A 21,640-nucleotide genomic window follows, 5' to 3' on the forward strand; every position below is an offset into this window, starting at 1 on the left:
ATGACAGTATAGACATAAGTAAGGATGAGGGGCTGTATAACCTCATTCCTGAACTTGAATTGTACTGTTGAAGGAGTCCTCCTGTTGATAAAGCTCAATCCGAAAAGGCTCAAACCTCATAAATCGAAGAAGAAATATAATGTATTTCAAAATATAGGGCGGGCGATTCGCCTGAATTTCATCAAGCTGCTGCGTACGCCGGGTGGAGTGAAGAAAATCTCTCTGGGCTTTGCCATCGGCTTCGCTCTGGAGATGATTGTTATCTCCACGGCATCGCTGGTATATCTCGTGTTTTACCCAATTGTCCGGCTGTCTGGCGGCTCGTTGCCTGCGGCAATTGTAGGCAACGTTGTAGGTAAGCTGACCTTTTTGCCGATTGTGCTGATGCCGTTCGCCAAGCAACTGGGAGCTTGGGTTTATCCATCCCATTACCCGGTACATGTCCGGGGAGGTAGGCTTCACGAGCATTCTTTTTTGGAGCTGTTTCATGGCAACTGGTCTGAATTCAGAGACTTGCTGCATGGAGGGCTGCACATTCTGATCGGAATGTCGATTTTCGGCGTGGTGCTAGGAATTATCTCGTATTTTGTCATTCAAGTTTTGTATAACCGTTCGCTGCACAAACGGCTGGAAAAGCGGAAACTGCGTCACGGCGCAGCCTTTTCAGGCGCCAGACTGCTAAAGAATGGATAACGTAGTGAATAAGAAGCTCTTAGCCTATGAATTAGGCCTTAGGGATGCATCCTTCCTATCGAAGCACCATCTGTGGAAGCGAAGTGAGCATTGACGATGAGTGCTGGGTGACAAGAAGCGAATCGCAAAGAAGCAGCAGATCAGGAATAATTTCCTGGACCTGCTGCTTTTTTTTACTACTTGCTCTGTCAAAACCTGAACGATAAGCGATCATGATCAGAATAATCCTTCGTTAAACGTGATCTGTCTTTTTGGGCATCATCCGAGGGACGATTTTCTTATCATCTGTACTATAACTGTGCAGAATCATGCCGAGGAAGACGATGAACATCGATCCATGATAAAAGAGTAGGAATCTGTATAGATAAAAAGATCAGTGCTCCCATTAACACGAAAAGTGCTTCCAGAGATTGGATTGCTACCGTTGCTAGCTTTTGCATATTTCCCGCGAACCTGTGCCTATCGCTCAAACTTTTACGTACGCCGATGAAGGGACAGGCATTGATTTGGCTTCCCTGGCAAAACTCGATTATATGGTGACTGTGGTCGATGCGAACCGTTTCTGGCATGATTTTGAATCGGGTGAAACGCTGCTGGATCGCAGGCAGGCTACGGGGGAAGACGACACGCGTGATATTTCGGACTTGCTGATTGACCAGATTGAAACCTGTGATGTACTGATTCTGAATAAATGCGATTTGGTTCAGCCTGCGGAGCTGGACAAACTTGAGGGCGTACTACGCAGATTGCAACCCGAAGCCAGAATCATTCGTACTTTCAAGGGACAGGTTGCTCCTTCGGACATTTTGAACACGGGATTGTTTAACTTTGACAAGGCCAGTCAATCGGCCGGATGGATTCGTGAGCTGGAGCTGGAGAACCATACACCGGAAACGGACGAATATGGCATTCATTCCTTTGTATATCGCCGCAGAAGACCGTTCCATCCTGCGAGATTAGCCGAATTTATGAGCTACTGGCCGGAAGAAGTCGTTCGCGCCAAAGGTTTGGCCTGGATTGCGACCCCTCAGGATTGGGCGGCCAGTATCAGCCAGGCAGGTCCCTCCATCCAGTTTGGTCCTGCTGGAAGCTGGCTGGCGGCGTTGTCCGAGGAAGAACGTCAGGAGATCGTCGCGGCTGATCCTGAAGCTTTAGATCACTGGGATGAGCAATGGGGCGATCGCATGAACGAAATCGTCATGATCGGTATCGGAATGAATCAACTGGAACTGGAAGAAGAGTTGGATGAATGTCTGCTGAACGATAGCGAAATGGACATGGACTGGTCCGGCTTTGAAAATCCATTGCCATGGCCGACAACGGATGAATCCTCGTTTATCAATTAAAAGGTGTATCCAATTTACAGGAATAGGATGTAGTGTATTGTCATATGGACCTAGTGATCCATTCAGCAATGAAGTCCATACATGTTTTGGCGGCTGGAGAAACATTCTTTAAAGAAGCGGTAGCGATACCAATGGTGCGGGAATGTTTTCCCTCCAAAGGTCGAATAGAGATGTCATAAGGAATGTGTGATAAGATCATTTCAGGAAGAATGCTCACACCTAAGCCGTTCTGTACCATGGCCATAATGGCATGGTCATCCTCTAATTCATATTTGATTTTCGGTGAAATGTTATGCTGTGAAAAAATATTTCGCACATCGGTGTCACAGCCTGCAACAGGCATAATGAAAGGCTCATCTATGAGCTGATCCACACGAATAGCGGCTTGCTCCCCGAGAATATGATTAGAAGGAAGCAGGCAAAGCATTCTTTCTTCTTTTAGTGGCAGCGCCTCTAACGTGTCTAACGTGGGTAGGTTTACGAAGCCAAAATCAGCCTCTCCGTTGACTAACCAGCTTTCAATTTCATGGTAGTTCCCATCGAGCAGTTTCAGCTCAATAAGAGGAAACTGCTCGTTGAATTTTTTTATAATACGCGGCAACCAATGAATAGATACACTTGAGAACGTACCTATTTTTACAGTTCCGATTTCCAATCCTTTAATTGAAGCTACCTCTTGATAGAGCTTTTCGTCCATTTGTATAATCTCTCTGAAGTGCTTCATCAATCTTTCTCCGTTGTTGGTCAATCTGATGCCTGAACGACCTCTGATCAGGAGTGTCAACCCTATTTCATGTTCCAAAGCAGAAATGGCATGGCTAATTGCTGATTGTGTAAGATTTAGAACTTCCCCCGCCTTTGTGAAACTTCCCATTTCAACTACACTAAGAAAAACCTTATATTTAAACAACTTGCGTTCACTCCTACTTTATATGAAATATATTCATGTATCGTATCATATAAATTCATTTTTTTTATTTAATCATTATAATTATAATCAAATTATAGAAAGGTTACTTATTTTGTTCTTGGGAGGTACGGTACACATGGACTCAATTGCTAAAACTCCACAGCCGCCTTATTATGCGGTCATTTTTACTTCTGAACGTAACGAAGGAGATCGTGGATACGAAAAAATGGGTGACAAAATGTTAGAATTAGTTGCTAAACAACCTGGTTTTTTAGGAGCGGAAAGTGTTCGGGATTCACAAGGAGTAGGCATCACCGTCTCGTATTGGGAGTCTTTAGACGCTATCAGAAGTTGGAAGCAACATGAAACGCACCAAGTCGCACAGGAAAAAGGAAAAGCAGAATGGTATAAAAGCTACGGCCTTAGAGTGTGTAAGGTGGAACGGGATTATTTTTTTGAAATGTAAAGTAAAGATATCTATAAGTTTAAGGGAGCATCTTCATGGCCATTTGTGGCTTTGAAAGTGCTCCCTTATGGATGTTTCAGATCTTAAAATATGAGATGCTCAGGAATTGGCAGAGTTGATTGGCTTCATATCCTGTATGGCTTCCTTCAGACTTTGGGAGCATTGCTCATACAGTTGTTTTCTTTGCTGTTCACTGGAGTCCGCCGCCAGCTTTTGCAGTTCCGTCGTACATTGTTCCAATAGCGTCAGCACGGCTTGATTAGAGTCTTGTACCTTGGACATCTGCACATTATCGCTGTATTGGTCAATGTATACATCTCCTTGCGGGTCCACCTGCGCGAAAAATACGTCTTTAACCGTCAGGCTCTTTTCTTTCAGCTTTGCATCCAGCCATTGTTGCGTAATTCCCATGTATGCCATTTGCTGCTCCATGACTTGTCCATCCATAATAATGGCTGTTGGTTCCTTCTCCGGTAACTGCAGCATATTGAGATCCTTAAGCGTCACAGGCTGCTTGTCTTTGGTCAGCAGTACGTTGACCTCACCGCTGGTCTCCATAATGGCAAATTCCACATCAGATACCTTAAATACATTTTTACTCCGCAATTGCTCCATGAGCTCATCCAGCGTAAGTCGTTCCTTTCTCAAATTATCCTCTAAAATTTTGCCGTCTTTGATCAAGGTTCTAGTTTTTCCATCCGCAAAATCCCTAACCTTCTTGCTTTTAATCTGCAATATTTCAATCACAAATGTTGTCAGGACCCATACTGCCAAGGCTACAAAGCCCAAGTACCAAGTGGGTCCTCGCTCCATAGGAATGCTAGCGGCCAGGTTACCCATCGTGATTCCTGTTATGTATTCGAACAGGGAAAGCTGAGATACCTGACGTTTCCCGAGAATTTTGGTAATTAAAAATAATACAGCGACAGCCATTAATGTGCGTATAGCAACCTCGGCCCAATCCTGCATATACTCAACCTCATTTCATTTCACTTCATTTCGCTGCAAGTGTGCTGGTATTCCAAGCATGTCCGCACTAAGGTCTGTTTAAACTCCAAGTATTCTTTTTTCGTTCAGCTTAAATAATATTAAAATTTTCTATCGTTGCATTATCAATGCCTATTACGCAGGCGATTGACGGAAAAGGGCGAGCAGAGGGTAGCCGTTAAAATACTTCTCTCTGGCGCTGTCCCAGCCCGAATCGCAATCGGCAAGTCCTTAGGCACGACAATCGCAAGTGGACTTGCTTCGAAGCCTACAAAATTCTAATATAATAGCCGTTTGCAGCGTAGCGTCTTCACACAAATGAACCCCGATGTCCTTTCTTTTATAGAATTTCATAGCGAAATAAAAAAATGTAAGCTGTTCGCACAGTTTCCATGTTCTTTTTAGGTTGTTTTGCGTTATAATGAAAGGATGCACATTATGAACGAATTGGAGGCACAGCCCGATTGACTACTTATCCTTTTGCCTTTGATCCGTCCAAGCCGTTTATTGAGCAGGCAAGTGACTGGATTGCAGATGTATTTTATGAAGTTTTGCCTGAAGCCGGCTTTGAGGTTCGGGATGAACAAATTTATATGGCATTCCAGTTGGAGCGTGCCTATAAGGAAAAGAAAACGATTTTTGCGGAAGCAGGTGTGGGCACAGGTAAAACGCTGGTGTACCTCCTGTACGCTATTGCATATGCCCGGTACATGAGAAAGCCTGCGATTATCGCCTGTGCGGACGAGTCTCTGATTGAACAACTGGTGAAGCCAGAGGGAGATATCGCCAAGCTGGCGAAGCATTTGAGCCTGACGATTGATGCCCGACTAGGGAAGTCGCCGGATCAGTATATTTGCCTGAACAAGCTGGATGAGTTGCGAAGCGGACTGGATGAGGACGCGGATGTGTTCCGTGATATCTATCAGGACTTGCCGGATTTTGTCCATTTTCCGGATACGTTACAGATCTTTACTCCTTACGGGAACCGCAAAGAGTATCCCGAGCTAACGGACGGACAGTGGAGCAGATTGGGCTGGGATGTTTTTCAGGATTGTCTCGTTTGCCATCAGCGGCATCGTTGTGGACAGACGTTGTCCCGCGATCATTATCGCAAAGCGGCAGATCTGGTGATCTGCTCTCATGACTTTTATATGGAGCATGTATGGACCTATGAAGCGAGAAAGCGTGAGGGCCAGCTGCCGTTACTGCCGGAGCACAGCTCTGTCGTCTTTGACGAAGGACATCTGCTGGAGACAGCGGCGCAGAATGCACTCACTTATAAGCTGAAGCACGCTCAATTCGAGGCCATTATTACCCGTCTGCTGGAGGGGGAGGTGCGAGAATCTCTGGCAATGACGATTGAAGATGCGATATCTCAAAGTGAGGCTTTGTTCGCTGAGCTCGATAAGAACAGTCAGCCTATACAGGGTTCTAATCGCAAGGAGTTTACCTTGAATGAGTCGCTGATTCGAGAGGTAAACCGCTTTGGCGAACTGATCGGCACGATTGAGGAAGAGCTTGTATTCGAGAGTGGGTTATTTTCTCTGGATGAGTACCAGGTCAAAATCGTGGAAGAGCATCTGGAAATGATTCAGACGGCGTTGGCCTTGTTTAAGCGTCCGGAACTCCTGATTTCTTGGGTGATGGAGGATCAGGATGGATTAACGCTTGTGGTTATGCCCAAGATGGTAAAAGAGATTCTCAAAGAACGGGTATTTGCACAGCATATACCGATTGTATTCTCCTCAGCTACGCTTTCCGTGGAGAACTCCTTTGATTATATGGCGCAAAGTCTCGGTATTGAGAATCCGCTCACGTTTTCCGTTGCTTCACCGTATGATTACAACGATCAGATGAAAGCGACATTGTACCCGTTGCAGCCCGGGCATGATCCCATTGAGAGAGCACTGGCTCTGCTGGAGAAATCGCAAGGAAGAGCGCTTATCCTGTTTCCTTCACAGGAGGAACTGATTACATTCAGAACGGATCTCGCGGCTTATCCTCAGGCATCCAGCTATCGCTTTTTATACGAAGGATCGGCTGAAATCAGCCATCTGATCTCATCTTTTCAGAATGATGAGGAAAGCGTCTTGTGTGCTGTTACGTTATGGGAAGGACTGGATATTCCCGGCCCGTCTCTATCTCACGTCATCATCTGGTCGCTGCCTTTTCCTCCGAATGATCCGGTTTTTACGGCGCTGCGCAAGGATGCGACAGATCCGTTTATGGAGATAGATATGCCTCACATGGCGCTCAGACTCAGACAAGGCATCGGGCGATTAATTCGCTCGCGTAATGATCGAGGCTGGATCTCCATCATGGGTCAGGATCTGAACCGCCAAGAAGTACGCACACAGGTTTTACAACTACTGCCTGCGGGCGTAGAATGCACTGTAATCGAAGGAAATCCGGAGGGAATGAAGACATGTTAAATTTTACATCGTACACGGTAGATCAGATTAAAGACGCTTTTGGTATTTTGAGTGGGCAGCGTTATGAATTTATGATTGATGTAGAGGTTGAAGAGGACGACGAGCTCTATACTGAAAACGGGCTGTATATCCGTACGCTTTATTTAGTAGACGAAGAGAAAACAGGAATATTGAAGTATGAGCTGATTGAAAAAGTAACGAACCGTTACATCGAGCTTGAATTGGAAGAGGATGAGTTGCAGGCTGTCGAGAGCTTCTGCAAAGAGCATGTGCAGGATGGAGCCGTAACGTAACAGAACGCTTGGCTGTGGAAGCCATCGTATAACGAACAACCTAAAAGAATACAAACGTATGTAAAGGAGTCCTGGTATTATCAGGCTCCCTTTTTTCATGACCACATAGATTAAACCTATGATGCCGAGAGCCGTCCAACCGAGCAAATGAATATGAGACTGAACGCTGGACAGGTTGTAATCGCCCGATACGCCAATCATCATACTAAACAGCGCAGCGAGAGCAAAATACACAGCAGTTATTTTAATGAATTGACACCATCTATCATATCGGGGAAGAAGGTCAGGGGTGTTAGTGCTGTGAAGGATGTCATTTGACAAAAGCTCCAAATACACATAAAATCTTATTGCGTCAATACTTACCGTATTACTGTGTTTACTCGGAGATGATAGCGAACTTCTCCGGCAATAGGTCGCTATTTTTTGAACATTTGTTTATTAGGACTCGCCATTAAAGGAGCTTGAAATCATGAATGTATATCATAATACCCTGGAATTAATCGGGCGCACGCCGCTGGTAGAACTGAACAGCTATTCTCTACCGAGAGGAATTCGTCTGTTTGCCAAGCTGGAGTTTATGAATCCCGGCGGCAGCGTGAAGGACCGGGTGGGCAAGGCTCTGATTGAAAAAGCCTTGAAAACAGGACAGTTGAAGCCTGGTGGAACTTTAATTGAGGCCACAGCAGGCAATGCAGGTATTGGTCTTGCAATGGCAGCTCTTCATTATAATGTCTCGGTTATTTTTGCTGTGCCTGAGAAGTTCAGCCAAGAGAAACAGGACCTGATGAAGGCATTGGGAGCACGCATCGTTCATACCCCGACAAGTGAGGGGATGAAGGGAGCCATCGAAAAAACGAAGGAGTTGGCAGCTGAATTTCAAGATGCCTATTTGCCGCGTCAATTCAGCAATCCGGATAATCCAGAGGCTTATTACACGACGATGGGACCGGAAATTTGGAACGATCTGGACGGAAAAGTAGATGTATTTGTAGCAGGAGCAGGTTCAGGGGGAACCTTTATGGGGACCTCGCGTTACCTCAAGGAACAAAATGCATCCATAAAAACCGTAATCGTGGAGCCGGAAGGTTCCATTTTGAACGGCGGAGAATCGGGTTCGCACAAAACGGAAGGAATAGGCATGGAATTGATTCCTGAGTTTGTGGATAAAGGTTATTTTAATGCTATTCATACGATTAGCGACGTTGATGCGTTTGACCGTGTCAAGGAGCTGGCATCGCGTGAAGGACTTCTTGTTGGCAGTTCTTCCGGGTCGGCATTACATGCGGCTTTACTGGAAGCAGAAAACGCACCGGATGGTGCACATATCGTCACCATTTTCCCAGATAGCAGCGAACGCTATCTGAGCAAAAAAATATATGAAGGCGGGATATAAAATGAAACGTAAAACCAAGCTGATTCACGGCGGCCTCCCTACCGATCCGCATACAGGTGCAGTTAACGTCCCTATTTATCAGGTAAGCACTTATGAGCAAGAGGAAATCGGCGTTCATAAGGGTTATGAGTATTCGCGCACAGGCAATCCGACCCGGTTTGCACTGGAGGAACTGATCAAGGAGCTGGAGGAAGGAAAACGCGGTTTTGCTTTCGGTTCAGGTATGGCGGCGATCCATGCGGTATTTTCACTGTTTAAAGCAGGGGATCATATTTTGCTGACTGATGATGTATACGGAGGTACCTATCGCATTGTAAGCAAAGTGCTTAGTCGGATCGGAATTGAGTCCACATTCGTGGATACGACTGACTTGGAAGCCATCTCCAAAGCGATTCGTCCGAATACGAAGGCACTGTATGTAGAAACGCCTACAAACCCGCTGCTGAAAGTTACGGATATCCGCGCAGTTTCGGAGCTGGTAAAAAAACATGACCTTTTGCTGATCGTCGATAATACGTTTGCTACCCCTTATTGGCAGACGCCAATTACACTTGGGGCCGATATCGTCATTCACTCTGCTACCAAATATTTGGGTGGCCACAGCGATGTTGTAGCCGGTCTGGCTGTTGTGAACAGCGACGAACTGGGAGAGCAACTTCATTTTCTGCAAAACGCCATTGGCGCTATTCTCGGCCCGCAGGATTCTTGGTTATTAATCCGCGGTATTAAAACATTGGGTCTGCGTATGGAAGCGATTGAGCAAAATGCGAAGGAAATTGCTGCCTTTTTGGAAAAACACCCGAAGGTTAGCAAAGTGTACTATCCTGGACTGGAAAGCCATGCGCAGCACGAACTGTCCAAAATTCAGGCCGAAGGCTATGGCGGCATTATTTCCTTTGATGTAGGTAGCGATGCCAACGCGGTTGCCCTCCTGAAAAAACTGAAATATTTTACACTGGCTGAGAGTCTGGGAGCGGTTGAAAGTCTGATTAGTGTTCCGGCACGTATGACGCATGCCTCCATTCCGGTAGAACGTCGTGCAGAGCTAGGCATTACCGAAGGTTTGGTGCGGATTTCGGTTGGGATTGAAGACCTGGAAGATTTGATCGAAGATTTGCAGGCAGCATTGTAAGAAAATAAGCGTAATGATCATGAGAGGTGGCCTCGGCTGAGGCGGCCTCTTTTTTTGGAAGCAGAAAGGAGTACGCAAAGGCGACGTGTCGGTTTTTGACCGAGTTGGACCCCCGGAACGCCGAATTGAATTTAGACGTCTTTTCGTCCCTGACTGAGCAAGAAAGACTTCTGCTGGTTTCGAATCTCCGATGTGCCGCAGCACAGGAAGTGATTTTCAGGCCGTTCGAGGGAACGGGGCAAATTTGGGTGGACGGCATATTGGTATATGCGGAAGCTGGCCCTTTTCGCCTGGTTCTGGATGAAGGCGATCACACGGTGGTGGTGGTTGCAGCCTTTATTCCCGGTGAAGCTCGCTCTATTCGGATTAGTGGAACTCATATTTATGATAGTGCAGATGTGGCGGAACTGCATCAGGAATTCGTAGAGCGTAATATACGTTTTCATATGGCTTGGACGGTTCCTGAAACCGAGCTTTCATCCGACCCTTATAAAGGAGTGGTGGAACGGTGGGCCAACCATTGGGACACGCATGAACTGAGGCTTTTGGACGGTGTACTGAGCTGGCTTATGCAATGGAAGAGAGTGAGGGTACCTCAGTGTATTGCCTACCGAACGGAGCGGGGGAGACATAAACGTGCTTATTGGCTGGAGCTGACGCAAGTGGATGAAAATGAGGAATACGCCGAGCTGTACGGTGAATTGAGCAAAACGGGTGATCTGGATATCAGAGCTGTCCACGCTGATGAATTTATCATTCACCTCACGGGGTAGCGAAACGTATGGAATTTCTGGAAAGGATATTATCGTGTATGACAGCAAGGGTGTGCGTGCTTTTAATTTCACTTCCATAAATCATGCGCAGCAAAAGCTGCAGGGCTGATCCAAAAGCCGTAATTAAAAAACCGTAATTAAAAACCGTCCGGAGGCACGCTGGCGATCCTGACGGTTTTTTGCTGCTTCATTGCAGTGGTCTGTCATTGTAATGGCGTCATATATAGAAGGGCGTTAGGACAGATCAGTTTTTGTACTGCTCCATCAGATATACGATCTTGACCTCATCGGCCAAATCGCCAAAGGGTTCATAAGGATTCTCCTGAATGATATGATATAAACGCTGAACTCGTTCCTTCGGCAGCTTGCGCACATATCTGGAAATAAAACCGGCGTGCGTGACCACGTAGCGCTTTTTACGGACAGCCGCGCTGGCAACACGGACGAGAATATCCTCGCCTCCTGCCATTTCCAGAATGCGACGCTCATAAAAGGTCACGTAACGCAACGTCCGATCCTTAATTAGCTCGCGATTTAATCTGGCGATCTCTCCGATATATCTGACCATAAGCGGTTCAAAGCTTTTGATCAGGAGAGGGTCGAGCGTTAGCTCCATATCCTTGCGTAGAACAAAAGATTGCAGCAAGGCGACCTGTTGAAGCCTTATCCGGTCGTTGTGAATGAGTATGGCAATCTCACGCAGCATTTCATAGGAGACACGCTCACTGAGCTGTCGCAGGGCAACCGCGTTTTTATGATTGATGTTCAGGCCCTCTTGAATCTGCTCTATGTGGCCTCTGAACAGGCGTATAAGCTGCCTGCGCTGCTCATAGAGGCAAATACGCTGCTGTAGAAGCGTCAAGGTAAGCAGGAGAAGCGCACCGACGATACCACACAGAAGCATTTGTTGGAGTGAATGGCCGAAAAAAACGGCTGCGGCCAGCAGCACGATGCTGAAGGCGAGGTCCTTATGAAAATAAAGTTTGGCTTTGCGGTTGGCATATTGCTCTACAGGAACCAGCGCATCCCGACCGCATGACGTACATTCCTCTTCCCATAGGGCAGTGAACTGTCCGCAACGCTTGCAGATCCGCAGCTTTTGATACGCATGCTCAGTGTGGATAAACGGACGAAATTGTACAGGTTGTTTGGCACTACTCATTGCGATCACTTCTCCGGTTCAGCAGGGCTAGAAGCTCAGTGTTCATTTGCGTAATCAAGGGAGCGCGTTTTTTATGTATAGAGTAAATGATTAATTTGATGGCGACAAAAAGAAACAAAATCGCCAAACATCCGTATGAGATCATAGTGTACTTCCTCTTTCTGCTCAGATTTTTACAGCGATATTTTACTAGGGCGGGTTTCGCTTCTGTTATTTTTGTCGTATAAAGGAGAAGGCTGGTGCCCGATTGCTCTTGTTGAGGTATAATTATATCATTACTTCAGGATATTGGTAAAATATCGCGGTATAATAGGCTTCTTGGCTGTATTCAGGCTATTCGGGCATCATTTTCAGCTGGCTCTCATGTAAAACTCATTATAATTTAATAGTAGGGGAGTACAACTGTATTTTAGAATGAGAACTAACCGGCAAAGGGGTACAAGCGATGTTTAGTAGAGACAGAAAATGGTTTTTGGTCATCGGAATCATATGTGCAATGATCATGACCTCAATTTCGGCATGGCAGCCGCAGACGGCGAATGCCGCTTCAACCTCCGCCTCCAAGGTGGATGCGGTGCTGGTTGTCGATGTGAGTAATTCCATGAACACCAGTGATCCAGGCAAAATTGGCAATGAAGCCATGAAAATGTTCATTGATATGCTGTCGACGCAAAATGACAAGGTCGGCATTGTAGCGTATACGGATGTCGTACAGCGTGAGAAGGCATTGCTTAAAATTACGTCCGAAGCGGATAAGCAGGAACTAAAGTCGTTCATTGACGGGCTGAACCGGGGGGCGTATACTGACACCTCCGTGGGTGTCAAGGAAGCGATCCGCATTTTGCAGGATGGCAAGACAGCAGGACATGCGCCTATGATCGTCATGCTGGCCGATGGTAACAACGATTTAAATAAAACGACGGGTAGAACAGAAAGCCAATCCGATCGGGATATGGCGAAGGCTGTGGCCGAAGCTAAAAATAGCGGCGTTCCGATCTACACCATCGGTTTGAATGCAGACGGAAAACTGAATAAAAACAAGCTCGCAGACATTGCGCAGCAAACGGGCGGTAAATCTTTTATTACAAGCTCGGCGGATGATCTGCCGAACATCTTGAGTGAAATTTTCGCCAGCAATTTGAAGCTGAAGGTTGTTCCTTTGAAGTCCATTACAGCGAACGGCACCTATCAGGACGTTACGGTAACTGTACCGAACGATAGCGTGATGGAGGCTAACATTTCGATTATGTCCTCCAAGCCGGTGGATGCGAGACTGATAGACCCGTCGGGTAACACCAAGCCGATTCCTTCAAGTGATGTACTGCTATCCAAATCGAAAAGCTACTCGCTGATTAAGCTCCTCAAGCCTGTGGCTGGCGACTGGAAGCTCCAGGTCAAGGGAGTCCAGCAGGATCAGATTGATATTAATCTGGTATTCAACTATGATTTGGAACTGAAACTGGACGTACCGCCTGCCAAAGCTTACAACAAAGGTGACGCAGTCCAAATTCGTTCCTACCTGACGAGTAACAACCAGCAGCTTCAGGATCAGGAACTGTATGCAAATATGAATGCAGTTCTGAAGGTCAAGGACCTTGATTCCGGTACAACGAATGAGGTTCCATTGAAGAATGAGGGGAACGCCTTTACCGGCTCCTATACGATACCGGATGAGCATGACTACGAACTGACCGTCAGAGCAGAGGAAAAGAGCTTTTACCGTGAAACCCAGCCTGTGACCATCAGTGCCAGAGCTGCGGCGGGTAGTGGCTCTAATGCGGGCACTACATCTCCAGCAGCACCTGCCGAGAAGTCCAAGTTGCTACCCCTCATTCTGTTGGGACTGGGACTGGTCGTTCTGCTGATCGCAGCCTACTTCATCTGGAAGGCTGTCAAAAAAGCCAATCGTGGCTTCGTCGGACAAATCGTTCTGGAAATTCGGGATGAAAATACCGGCGAAAAAACGTATCCGCAATACAAAAAGCTGAACACCTTCCGTGGCAAATTCAATCTGCACCAGTTGCTGCAACTGGCACCGGAATTTGCCGGAACCGATAAGGTGGTGTTCACGCCAGCCAATCAGGACCGCATCATGGTGCGTAGCACTCCGGAGATTACGATTGAAAAATCCGGGCGCGCTGTAGACACAGGCAATGGCCTTGAACTGAAAAACGGCGATCGTCTGACGATCCCGCTGGCGAGTGTGGACAAAACCATTTTACTGGAATTCATTTCAGTAAACAGCTAAACGAACCCTTAGGAGGTCAAAGCTATGAAACCAGTAGTTAGAGAGCATATCCAACAATTAGACGTATCACTCGGTGGAGGGATCGTAAGCGATAAAATCAGGGTTGATACCATTGATAATCCCATTTTGATTATCGGACTCGGAGGGACGGGGATTGATGCCCTACTCCGTTTGAAATATCAAATTAACCGCAGATTCAAGCTTCCAGCAGATCCGGTTTCCAAGAAAAAGAGCGAGAAGCCGGACAACGTGGAATTTCTCGCTTTTGAAACGAATGAACAGGACCGAAACAAAAAATATAAAGGGATTGGCTTGGACCCGATCAACGAGTTTGTACTGCTGTCCAATGCGGAAATCGGCGGGTTGCTGCAAAATCGCAGCATTTTGGAGCCGTACATTACGGATTGGCTATCACCCGAGCTGAGTATTACGGATGGCATGAACGGGGCGGCAGGGGTTCGTCAGGCTGGACGTTTGCTGCTGTTCACCAAAATCAATCAAGTCGTGCAAAGCATTGACAAGAAAATTAAAACCCTGTCTGAAGGCACCAATAAGAAGCTGATGGTGTTCCTGCTGTCCGGTTTGTCCGGCGGTACGGGTAGCGGTACCTTCCTCGATATCTCGTATATCGTCCGTGGGATTATTGAGCGCGATTACGGCTCCGCAGGTGTAGACCGTGTAAATACATTGGGGTATCTGTTTACGCCGGACATTAATCTGGCGAACAAAAGCCTGAGCGAGCATACACGTGAATATATTAAAAAGAACGGCTATGCCGCGCTGAAAGAGCTGGACTACTGGATGAATGTGGACAGCCGCGGTGAACGGTTCAAGCAGCAGTACGGTAACATTTTGACCGTAAACTCACCGTTGCCGCCGTTTAATCTATGTCATCTCATTTCGGCCACCAATACAGAAGGCAAGCTGCTGGAAAATGCTTATGATTACTGCATGAATGTCACCGCTGAGAATATTACCAACTTTATGGCGAGTGAGGAAAAGCAGTCGGGCGAAGAGTTTGCCATTCATGACTATATCAGCAACATTCGTACCAATATTGCACAAATGAACAAGACATATCCTGCCAACTACGATTACAATATTATCGGAGCTTCCTCAGCGGTACTGCCGATGGAGGAAATGACAACATATCTGGCCTACCGGATGTTTGGCAAAATGTCCAAAATGTTCGAGCAATCGCCGAATCAAGAGGATGTCGAGAAGTTCGCCCGCAAGCTGGGTGTCGATCTCGACAGCATGATCAAAAACTTCGAATCCCGTGTACCCGAGCCGCTGCCGGGCTTTGAAAACAGTGAACGATTAAGCTACACCAATGTAGTCAAAATGCAAGTTGTCAATATGGATACCGAGCTGGAGCAGACGTTCCTGACCCGTGCTCGCGAGGAATATATCAAGGCGAAGAAGCAGCTTCCGGGTGAAATTACGGGGCAATTTACCGACCAAATTCGCCGGATGTTCCTGCATCCCGAGCAAGGGCCGTTCTATGTGTCCCGTATGGTTTATACCGAGAAGGGCTTTAGCTTGCTGAAAATGCTGCTTTCGTACATTGAGACGCTACGTGAATCACTGCATCGTATCCCTACGGATATCGAATGGGCGCGTGAGCAGGCGAGTGAAAAGTTGGGCGATGCCAAGAGCGCATTCGTGTCCAAGGATAAAAAGAAAAATGCATACATTGAAGCGAAAATCAATGAATACTGGCTTCGGGCAGATGTAGAACGTACAGAGCAGCTTATTGAATTTTATGAAGACCTGTATGATCTGCTGAATAAGGAAAACAGCCGCATTTATAATGTATTTACTGAAATTTTGAATGCACTGAGCGCGATTTTTGATAAGAATGGCGATCTGCTGATTAACGGTGAAGAACAGTCCGATCACAGAGGCAACAAGACGTACTATTGGAATCTGGTCAGTGTGCCGGATATTTCCGAAGTCGTGACCAAGTTGCTGGATAAGCGTGACGGTGACGATCTGATTCGTGATTTTGCCCAAGAGTTGCTGGAAAATTCGGATCATTGGGTGAAGGATCAGGATATTGACATCATTAGTTCCATCTCCAACTTCCTGACCGATAAATTCGGTGATCTTATTACTCGTTCGATGGAGGATTTCCTCGTTATGAAATACGGGCAGGATGAGGCCATTGAAAAATTCGTGGAGCGCTATATTGCAACTAAGTTGGATGAAGAGGCCGTGCCTGTGTTCCATCTGAGCAATAGCTCCGGTAACCTGTACTTCCCGTCATGGGGCTTTGTCTCGGTTCCGGTGCAGTCGCCTAACATTCTGAAAGGTGTTCGCAACTATCAAAATAATGCCATTGGTAAATCACACTTTACAATTAAGGAAAGCGAAGTCCGTAACCGGATTTTCTGGCTCAATACGCGCAATGGTGTGCCATTGTTTGTGTATACACCACTCAAGGTGTATGAAGAAAGCTATGAAAAAACGATTCTCGACCGCGAAGGTATTGGCCGCCATCTGGTGCAAACGAGCCAGAACAACTGGACCAATCTGCCATCGCCGATTCCTGAAAAATCATGGGGCGAAACGTACGTCAATTCGCGTGTGCAAGCTTACAATGCCCGCATCCGTAATGACTTCGATCGTGCCAAGTCCCTTGGCGTGATCCGTGAGAAGGATGTCGATCAGAATACGAGCAGCCGCTTTACTGTGCTGCGTTCACGTGCGCTGGATCTGAATGGTCTGCTGTCAGGCTACGATATGCGTTTGCAAGAATCCAAGCCGAATCTGGGTGAGGTGAAGAGAGCTTGGTCTGAGCTGAAACGTCTGCTGGATGAAGGACTGGAACAGGCGGGAAGTAAGGACATCTTTGGCAGCATCAATGAAGAGATGGCGAAGGAAAACCTGATCCGTTCACCGGAGTTAACGCAGGTGGTTCGTGAAGAGCTGACGAAGTATACCCAAATGGAAGCGAGGGCCGCTGAGCTGGAAGCTTTGCTGGACAAATATCAGGATGAGGAAAAATGGCTGGATCAGTTCATTCAGGCGCTCTATACCGACACGATTACGAAAAAAGGCGCATTGTACGTCTATGACCGTGACGAAGAGGAAGAGGCATGGGAGCCATTTGCCAATGTCATGAAGAGCCGTAATTACGTGGAGTTTGAAGTGTTTACGAACTTCCGTGGTCTGGAGGAGAAAAAATATGCAGCTCTGATGCGCAAGGCGGATCGTCGTGATGCTGTCCTGACTTCGTCCGAGGATATTACGCCTTTGCTGGCGAAGCTGGATGAACTGGCTGCAACCTACATGGAAGCCCGGAACCAATTGGAATATGAAAAGGTGGAGCTGGCTAATGGAGCGGAACTCTATGCGTTCTACGCTCAAATGTCCGGGAAACTAAACGATATCCGCAGAAAGTTGAAGTAAAGTATGAGAGAGCAACTGTTACGTTATGCGGCTGACTATGCAGTCGCAGAGGATCAATTCATCGGTAGCGGGGATGGACGCAGCAGCATCCATTTCCCGTCCGTGTTTCTTTTTATCGGTGACCGTATGGGCCCGGTGATGAACACCATTGCAAATATCAACCGGACCAAGTGGGATAACAGTACGGGGGTAACGTACATCCACATCCGGTCGCAGGAGGATCATGCCGCTGTAGATCGTTCGGTGGATGCCATTGTCCATGCAGTAGCGGTACCGGAGGAAAGCAGCCACAAAACCGGACGCCGTGATTTGCATCAGGCTTTTTATACACATGAAGCGCAGTTGATTGAGCTTAATACCGCGTTGCGTCGGGCTAGTGGGAACTTGGCGGATTACGGTCGTTTGTATTCCTCGTTCGAGCGTGTCCATCTGTCCATCCTGACGACAGCCGATGATCCCATGAATGTATTGGTTCCCGAGATTACGTTGTTGGCGGAATACATTTTTGCGCAGTCCTTTAAGTCGGTACAGATGGATCTGTACGTATTGGTCAGCGAAAGCGATCAGACAGCCCAATTTGGCTATAGCAGCGCAGCGTCAGTTGCCTTTATGAGAGAGCTGGACTATATCCAAAGTCCGGATTATACGTTCACGGCGCCACTGCATATGACTGAGGACAAACTGACCATTCCAGTATCTCATGCTCCGTCGCCGTTGTTCGATCTCGTCTATGTGCTGTCCGACAAGAACGAACGTGGTGTAACGGTGATAAATAGCCTGCGAGAGAGCTGTGATATCATTTGCCATATTCAGCTTCTCAAAAACCGTTATCAGGCGGGAGATTCCTATCGGTCACAAGATGGGGGATACAACAATACATCGTTTAAAAACAACATTATGACGGAATCCGGGCGGCAGGGCTATGTGTCGGCTGGATTTTCCCGGGTCAAGCGCCCTAATGAGTCGATTGCGCTTACGGTGCTGCATCACTTTTATGTGAAACTGCTGGCGCGTATGAGAACAGAGCAGGAATGGGATATACGCGATAAGCTGGATTATTTCGGTTTGGATGCTGCCGGGCGTAGCCGTACACGAAATGACCTCGTTCCTGGTCATGAGGCCATTATAGACATGAGCAGTCTCATGACCAGCGGCGCCAGCTACGGCTCATTGAAGCGAATGACACTGCACGAGGCGGAGGAAGCCTTGTTCGGACAGGGCTGTGAAGCCTTTTTCCACGATAACTGTGAACGGGTCGTACACAAACGGTTGGCGGATTTTCAGGCGGAATTACGTCTGCAAACGGCTGTGAACGAAGCTGCCAAGGAGCACCCCGAGATCGGTTTGTTCGAGCTTACGGACTGGACGGATGAGAATAAGACTGGGAATGTGCTTACCGCTATTCGGGGACTGATTCGTGATTCGTCCAATGATTTGCAGATCAGCGCTGCTGAGATGGATGCCCTGTATAGCGGACGCGTGGAAGACCAGCCCTTTCAACGATTGCCGCTGATGGATAAACATAATGTGCGCAGCTTGATCCGTTACCTGACCGAGACGGTCTATGGGCACAAGCTGCACATGCTGCGGATTCAAACGGACCTGGAGCTACTTCGCCGTTATGAGCTGGCTCTTGAAAAATGGCATATGCAGGCGAAGCATATTACCGTACAGCTTGCCAATCTGGAGCGTGATCTGCATCAGGCTGCAACGGACAGCGTCCGTCAGGCCGACAGCTACACAGGTCAAAACCTGTTTGAGTATTACGAGCGTGTGACGGAAGATGTTATGCGGGAGCTGGAAACCAAGCGGGGAAAAGCTGTATTTTTTGATGCCCGGCATATGGGCCCTGTGTCCAGTTTGCTAGATGGAGGTCCGTCCAAGCTGGTGGATCGACTCACACAGACTTGTCGCACCCTGATCCTTAGCGCACAGCCGTTTAACCAGACATTCGAGGAAGAATTGCTGCGTCGGGCGAATGTGGCTGCTGCCTATGAAAATCGGCTGGTCGTTCCGAAGGATGAGCTGTTTAAAAAACTGTACCAGACGCTGGAGGAAAACGGAGGCATTAACGTGCGTTTGCTGGATTACACTCATGAGCATCGGTATGAGGAAAAGTATTTCTTTGGTGACTACGAAGGCGAATTTCTTCCTTATGCGGTGGACGTGGATATTACCTCACGCATTTACAAGCTGGGGTTTGTGCATGAGCGCCGCAGCAGCGGGGTAGAAAAGCTACATTTGATGGGTGGTTTCCATCTGGAGGATCTGATGGTCTACCGTAACGGCAAGACGTATTATGAGACATACATCGCGAATGGTTTCGTGTTTCACGGGATCAACGCGGATCGGCTGCCGGAACTGCGGTAGCAGCATGTTTATCCTACTTTAATTATGGAAGGAAGCAACGATTCTTATGAAGCAGCGTAAATTTAATGTTCTCCTGCTGCTGTTCGGCTTGCTGGGCGCTGTAGTGGGCTTCATCATTGGAGAGCTGGTTCTCAACAAACTGATAGGGCACTGGCCGCATATCATCGTGGTTGGGCTGTATTTTGGCATCATGGCGCTGTGTATTGGTCTGGGATGCCTGATCGGCGAATGGATTTCTCCACAACTGAACGGGCCTTCATGGAGGCAGCGGTACTCCGGGCTGTCCTGGAAGCTGCTGGTGCCTGCTACGCTGGTGATGCTGTTCGTGGCAGGGCTGCTGCTGGAGCTGGGCTATCAGGTGAACCCGGAAGGTCGCAAAAGCGTACAGGACCTCGTGCTGGTCATTGATAATTCCGGAAGTATGCAGCAAACAGATCCCGATAATGAACGCCTGACGGCCGCCAAGAGTCTGATCGGCCAAATGGATGGAGACAAGCGGGTAGCCATTGTTTCCTTTGAGTCCACTGCGCAGTTGGTTCAGCCGTTTACCCCGATTGGCACAGATGCGGAGAAGCAAGCCGTTTATGCCAAAATCGACAGCATGCAGACCTTAATGACAGGCGGCACAGAAATCGGTCTTGCTTTGGATGAAACCATCAAGGAAATCGAAACTCAGGGAAATGCAGAAAAGGGCTCTCTCGTTATTATGCTGTCTGACGGCTTTAGTGAGCTGGATACTCAGACGGTATTGGCTCCTTACATCGCCCGGCAGATTCCGATTAATACGATCGGTCTGAAGCTCGCTGAATCCGATGGTATAGCATTATTGCAAAATATTGCCCAAATGACGGGTGGAACTTACTCCAATGTAGCGAATGCACAAGGTCTTACTCAGGCGTTTGGTAAAATTTATGACAAAATCGGCGACCGTACACTGGTAACGGAGCGAACAGGTGAGTATGAGGATAGTGTGTATTTTGCCATTTACCGTGTAACCGCTCTGGTAATTATTGGGGTCCTGCTGGGATTGGCGCTCGGACTGATGTTCGATAACCGTTTTCTGGCGCGGAATTTCGCGATTGGCGGGGTTCCTGCCGGATTGCTGGCTGGCTTTATTTTGGAAAAGGGCCTGTCCGGCTCGCCCATCGGTGATTTGATGATTCGTTTGGTGGCAGCGCTCGTATTAGCGGCCCTGATCGCGGTCTTCTCGCTCGTGCTGCCGATTGCGGAAAATACTCGCCGTTCTTCCGGCGGAGGAAACCCCGGTGCGCCATCAGGTCGCAGGACAAGAGCGCCGGAAGGCCCGCCGCGTAATCGACGCAGCAGTGGATTTTAGAACGGGAGGCGGAACTTATGCAGTATAGGGATGCACAGCCCGGTGATCCTGTTATTTCGGAGCTGAGCCACAAAATTGACGACAACCGGGTTGTGCTTCGCTGGCAATGGCCGGAAGGAGCCGCCGTGGTATATATTGCGAAACAATTAGCCGATCCGGGTGTGAACGGGCAGGAAAATGCCGAAGCTTTGCCACCTTTTTCAAGCCTTAAACTCTTCACACGTGAGGAATACAAGGCTGCTGGCAGCTACCGTGACCGGATCGATGGCATTGGACGCGTTCGGTATACCGTGTATCCGGCTGTACGGGAGGAAGGAGATACTTTTGTGATCCGTCAGCAGGATGGAGCTAACCGACTGGAGCTGAGCACGGGTAAAGCTAGAATCAGATATGCGGTTCACCACAAAAAAAGCTGGCTTCGTAGCCGCAAAACGGTGCAGATTCAAGTGACGGCTGAAGTCCCTGTTCCGCAGGAGGCGCTTTGCTACGTGAAAAAGCGTGGTGGCTATCCGGCGAACCGGGAGGACGGAACCTTGTACCCGTTCACGGCACCATTTGCTGCGGGACGGAATGTGTTGCCCGCTGTCGAAGTAGGCGGAGATGAATATGTGCGGCTGTTTTTTACGGACGGCCAGAAATATGGCACGGTATATGAATTAGTCCCTGAATGAAAGGAGGCCACAAC

Annotated in this window: 16 protein-coding genes and 1 pseudogene; 14 read left to right on the forward strand and 3 right to left on the reverse strand. The window is 47.8% G+C overall.

Annotated elements, in window-relative coordinates; all coding sequences use genetic code 11:
• Positions 1–84: 84 nt before the first annotated feature.
• Both ACWGOO_RS17150 and ACWGOO_RS17155 read left to right on the forward strand, forming a co-directional pair.
• The gene (locus ACWGOO_RS17150) at positions 85–693 is read left to right on the forward strand and encodes a DUF2062 domain-containing protein (RefSeq protein ID WP_452485354.1); all 609 of its coding nucleotides are present in this window, start codon (positions 85–87) and stop codon (positions 691–693) included.
• 449 nt (positions 694–1,142) lie between these two features.
• Positions 1,143–2,039 (forward strand): annotated as a pseudogene (locus tag ACWGOO_RS17155) (CobW family GTP-binding protein); the annotation flags it as partial.
• A 40-nt stretch (positions 2,040–2,079) separates the two neighbouring features.
• On the opposite strand, the gene ACWGOO_RS17160 reads toward ACWGOO_RS17155, so the two are convergent.
• The gene (locus tag ACWGOO_RS17160) at positions 2,080–2,949 is read right to left on the reverse strand and encodes a LysR family transcriptional regulator (RefSeq protein WP_452485356.1); all 870 of its coding nucleotides are present in this window, start codon (positions 2,947–2,949) and stop codon (positions 2,080–2,082) included.
• Positions 2,950–3,085: 136 nt separating this feature from the next.
• Between ACWGOO_RS17160 and ACWGOO_RS17165 the strand changes: the two genes are divergently transcribed.
• Positions 3,086–3,415, forward strand: a complete 330-nt coding sequence (locus ACWGOO_RS17165; RefSeq protein WP_452485358.1) for an antibiotic biosynthesis monooxygenase family protein — start codon at positions 3,086–3,088, stop codon at positions 3,413–3,415.
• 99 nt (positions 3,416–3,514) lie between these two features.
• Here the strand turns inward: ACWGOO_RS17165 and ACWGOO_RS17170 are convergent, their stop codons facing one another.
• Positions 3,515–4,384: a DUF421 domain-containing protein gene (locus ACWGOO_RS17170; protein ID WP_452485360.1), complete on the reverse strand. Its 870-nt coding sequence runs from the start codon at positions 4,382–4,384 to the stop codon at positions 3,515–3,517.
• 482 nt (positions 4,385–4,866) lie between these two features.
• Here ACWGOO_RS17170 and ACWGOO_RS17175 point away from each other — a divergent pair, with 482 nt between their 5' ends.
• From ACWGOO_RS17175 to ACWGOO_RS17200, 6 genes are all read left to right on the forward strand, one after another.
• Complete coding sequence (locus ACWGOO_RS17175) at positions 4,867–6,834, forward strand: ATP-dependent DNA helicase (RefSeq protein WP_452485362.1); 1,968 nt, start codon at positions 4,867–4,869, stop codon at positions 6,832–6,834.
• Entirely contained in the window at positions 6,828–7,127 is a 300-nt protein-coding gene (locus ACWGOO_RS17180) for a DUF6509 family protein (protein WP_452485363.1), read from the forward strand. Before ACWGOO_RS17175 ends, ACWGOO_RS17180 begins: the two co-directional genes overlap by 7 nt.
• Before the next feature lie 147 nt (positions 7,128–7,274).
• Positions 7,275–7,445 (forward strand): hypothetical protein, encoded by a 171-nt coding sequence (locus tag ACWGOO_RS17185; protein ID WP_452485365.1) that lies wholly within the window; start codon positions 7,275–7,277, stop codon positions 7,443–7,445.
• A 151-nt stretch (positions 7,446–7,596) separates the two neighbouring features.
• Positions 7,597–8,520 (forward strand): PLP-dependent cysteine synthase family protein, encoded by a 924-nt coding sequence (locus ACWGOO_RS17190; RefSeq protein WP_452485367.1) that lies wholly within the window; start codon positions 7,597–7,599, stop codon positions 8,518–8,520.
• Position 8,521: 1 nt separating this feature from the next.
• The gene (locus ACWGOO_RS17195) at positions 8,522–9,652 is read left to right on the forward strand and encodes a bifunctional cystathionine gamma-lyase/homocysteine desulfhydrase (RefSeq protein ID WP_452485369.1); all 1,131 of its coding nucleotides are present in this window, start codon (positions 8,522–8,524) and stop codon (positions 9,650–9,652) included.
• A gap of 95 nt (positions 9,653–9,747) precedes the next feature.
• Positions 9,748–10,425, forward strand: a complete 678-nt coding sequence (locus ACWGOO_RS17200; RefSeq protein ID WP_452485371.1) for a hypothetical protein — start codon at positions 9,748–9,750, stop codon at positions 10,423–10,425.
• A gap of 244 nt (positions 10,426–10,669) precedes the next feature.
• On the opposite strand, the gene ACWGOO_RS17205 is transcribed toward ACWGOO_RS17200, so the two are convergent.
• Positions 10,670–11,587, reverse strand: coding sequence for a hypothetical protein (locus ACWGOO_RS17205; protein WP_452485373.1), 918 nt, complete (start codon positions 11,585–11,587; stop codon positions 10,670–10,672).
• 445 nt (positions 11,588–12,032) lie between these two features.
• Between ACWGOO_RS17205 and ACWGOO_RS17210 the strand changes: the two genes are divergently transcribed.
• From ACWGOO_RS17210 to ACWGOO_RS17230, 5 genes are read left to right on the forward strand one after another with little or no spacing between them, the layout of a single operon-like run.
• Positions 12,033–13,835 carry a vWA domain-containing protein gene (locus tag ACWGOO_RS17210; RefSeq protein WP_452485375.1) on the forward strand — a complete coding sequence of 601 codons (1,803 nt, stop codon included), beginning with the start codon at positions 12,033–12,035 and terminating at the stop codon, positions 13,833–13,835.
• A 24-nt stretch (positions 13,836–13,859) separates the two neighbouring features.
• The gene (locus ACWGOO_RS17215) at positions 13,860–17,249 is read left to right on the forward strand and encodes a tubulin-like doman-containing protein (RefSeq protein ID WP_452485377.1); all 3,390 of its coding nucleotides are present in this window, start codon (positions 13,860–13,862) and stop codon (positions 17,247–17,249) included.
• A gap of 3 nt (positions 17,250–17,252) precedes the next feature.
• Positions 17,253–19,619 (forward strand): transcription initiation factor TFIID, encoded by a 2,367-nt coding sequence (locus ACWGOO_RS17220; protein WP_452485379.1) that lies wholly within the window; start codon positions 17,253–17,255, stop codon positions 19,617–19,619.
• Positions 19,620–19,665: 46 nt separating this feature from the next.
• Entirely contained in the window at positions 19,666–20,955 is a 1,290-nt protein-coding gene (locus ACWGOO_RS17225) for a vWA domain-containing protein (RefSeq protein ID WP_452485380.1), read from the forward strand.
• A 17-nt stretch (positions 20,956–20,972) separates the two neighbouring features.
• Positions 20,973–21,626 carry a beta-mannanase gene (locus tag ACWGOO_RS17230; RefSeq protein ID WP_452485381.1) on the forward strand — a complete coding sequence of 218 codons (654 nt, stop codon included), beginning with the start codon at positions 20,973–20,975 and terminating at the stop codon, positions 21,624–21,626.
• Positions 21,627–21,640 lie beyond the last annotated feature (14 nt).

The sequence above is a fragment of the Paenibacillus sp. NPDC055715 genome (assembly GCF_053617595.1).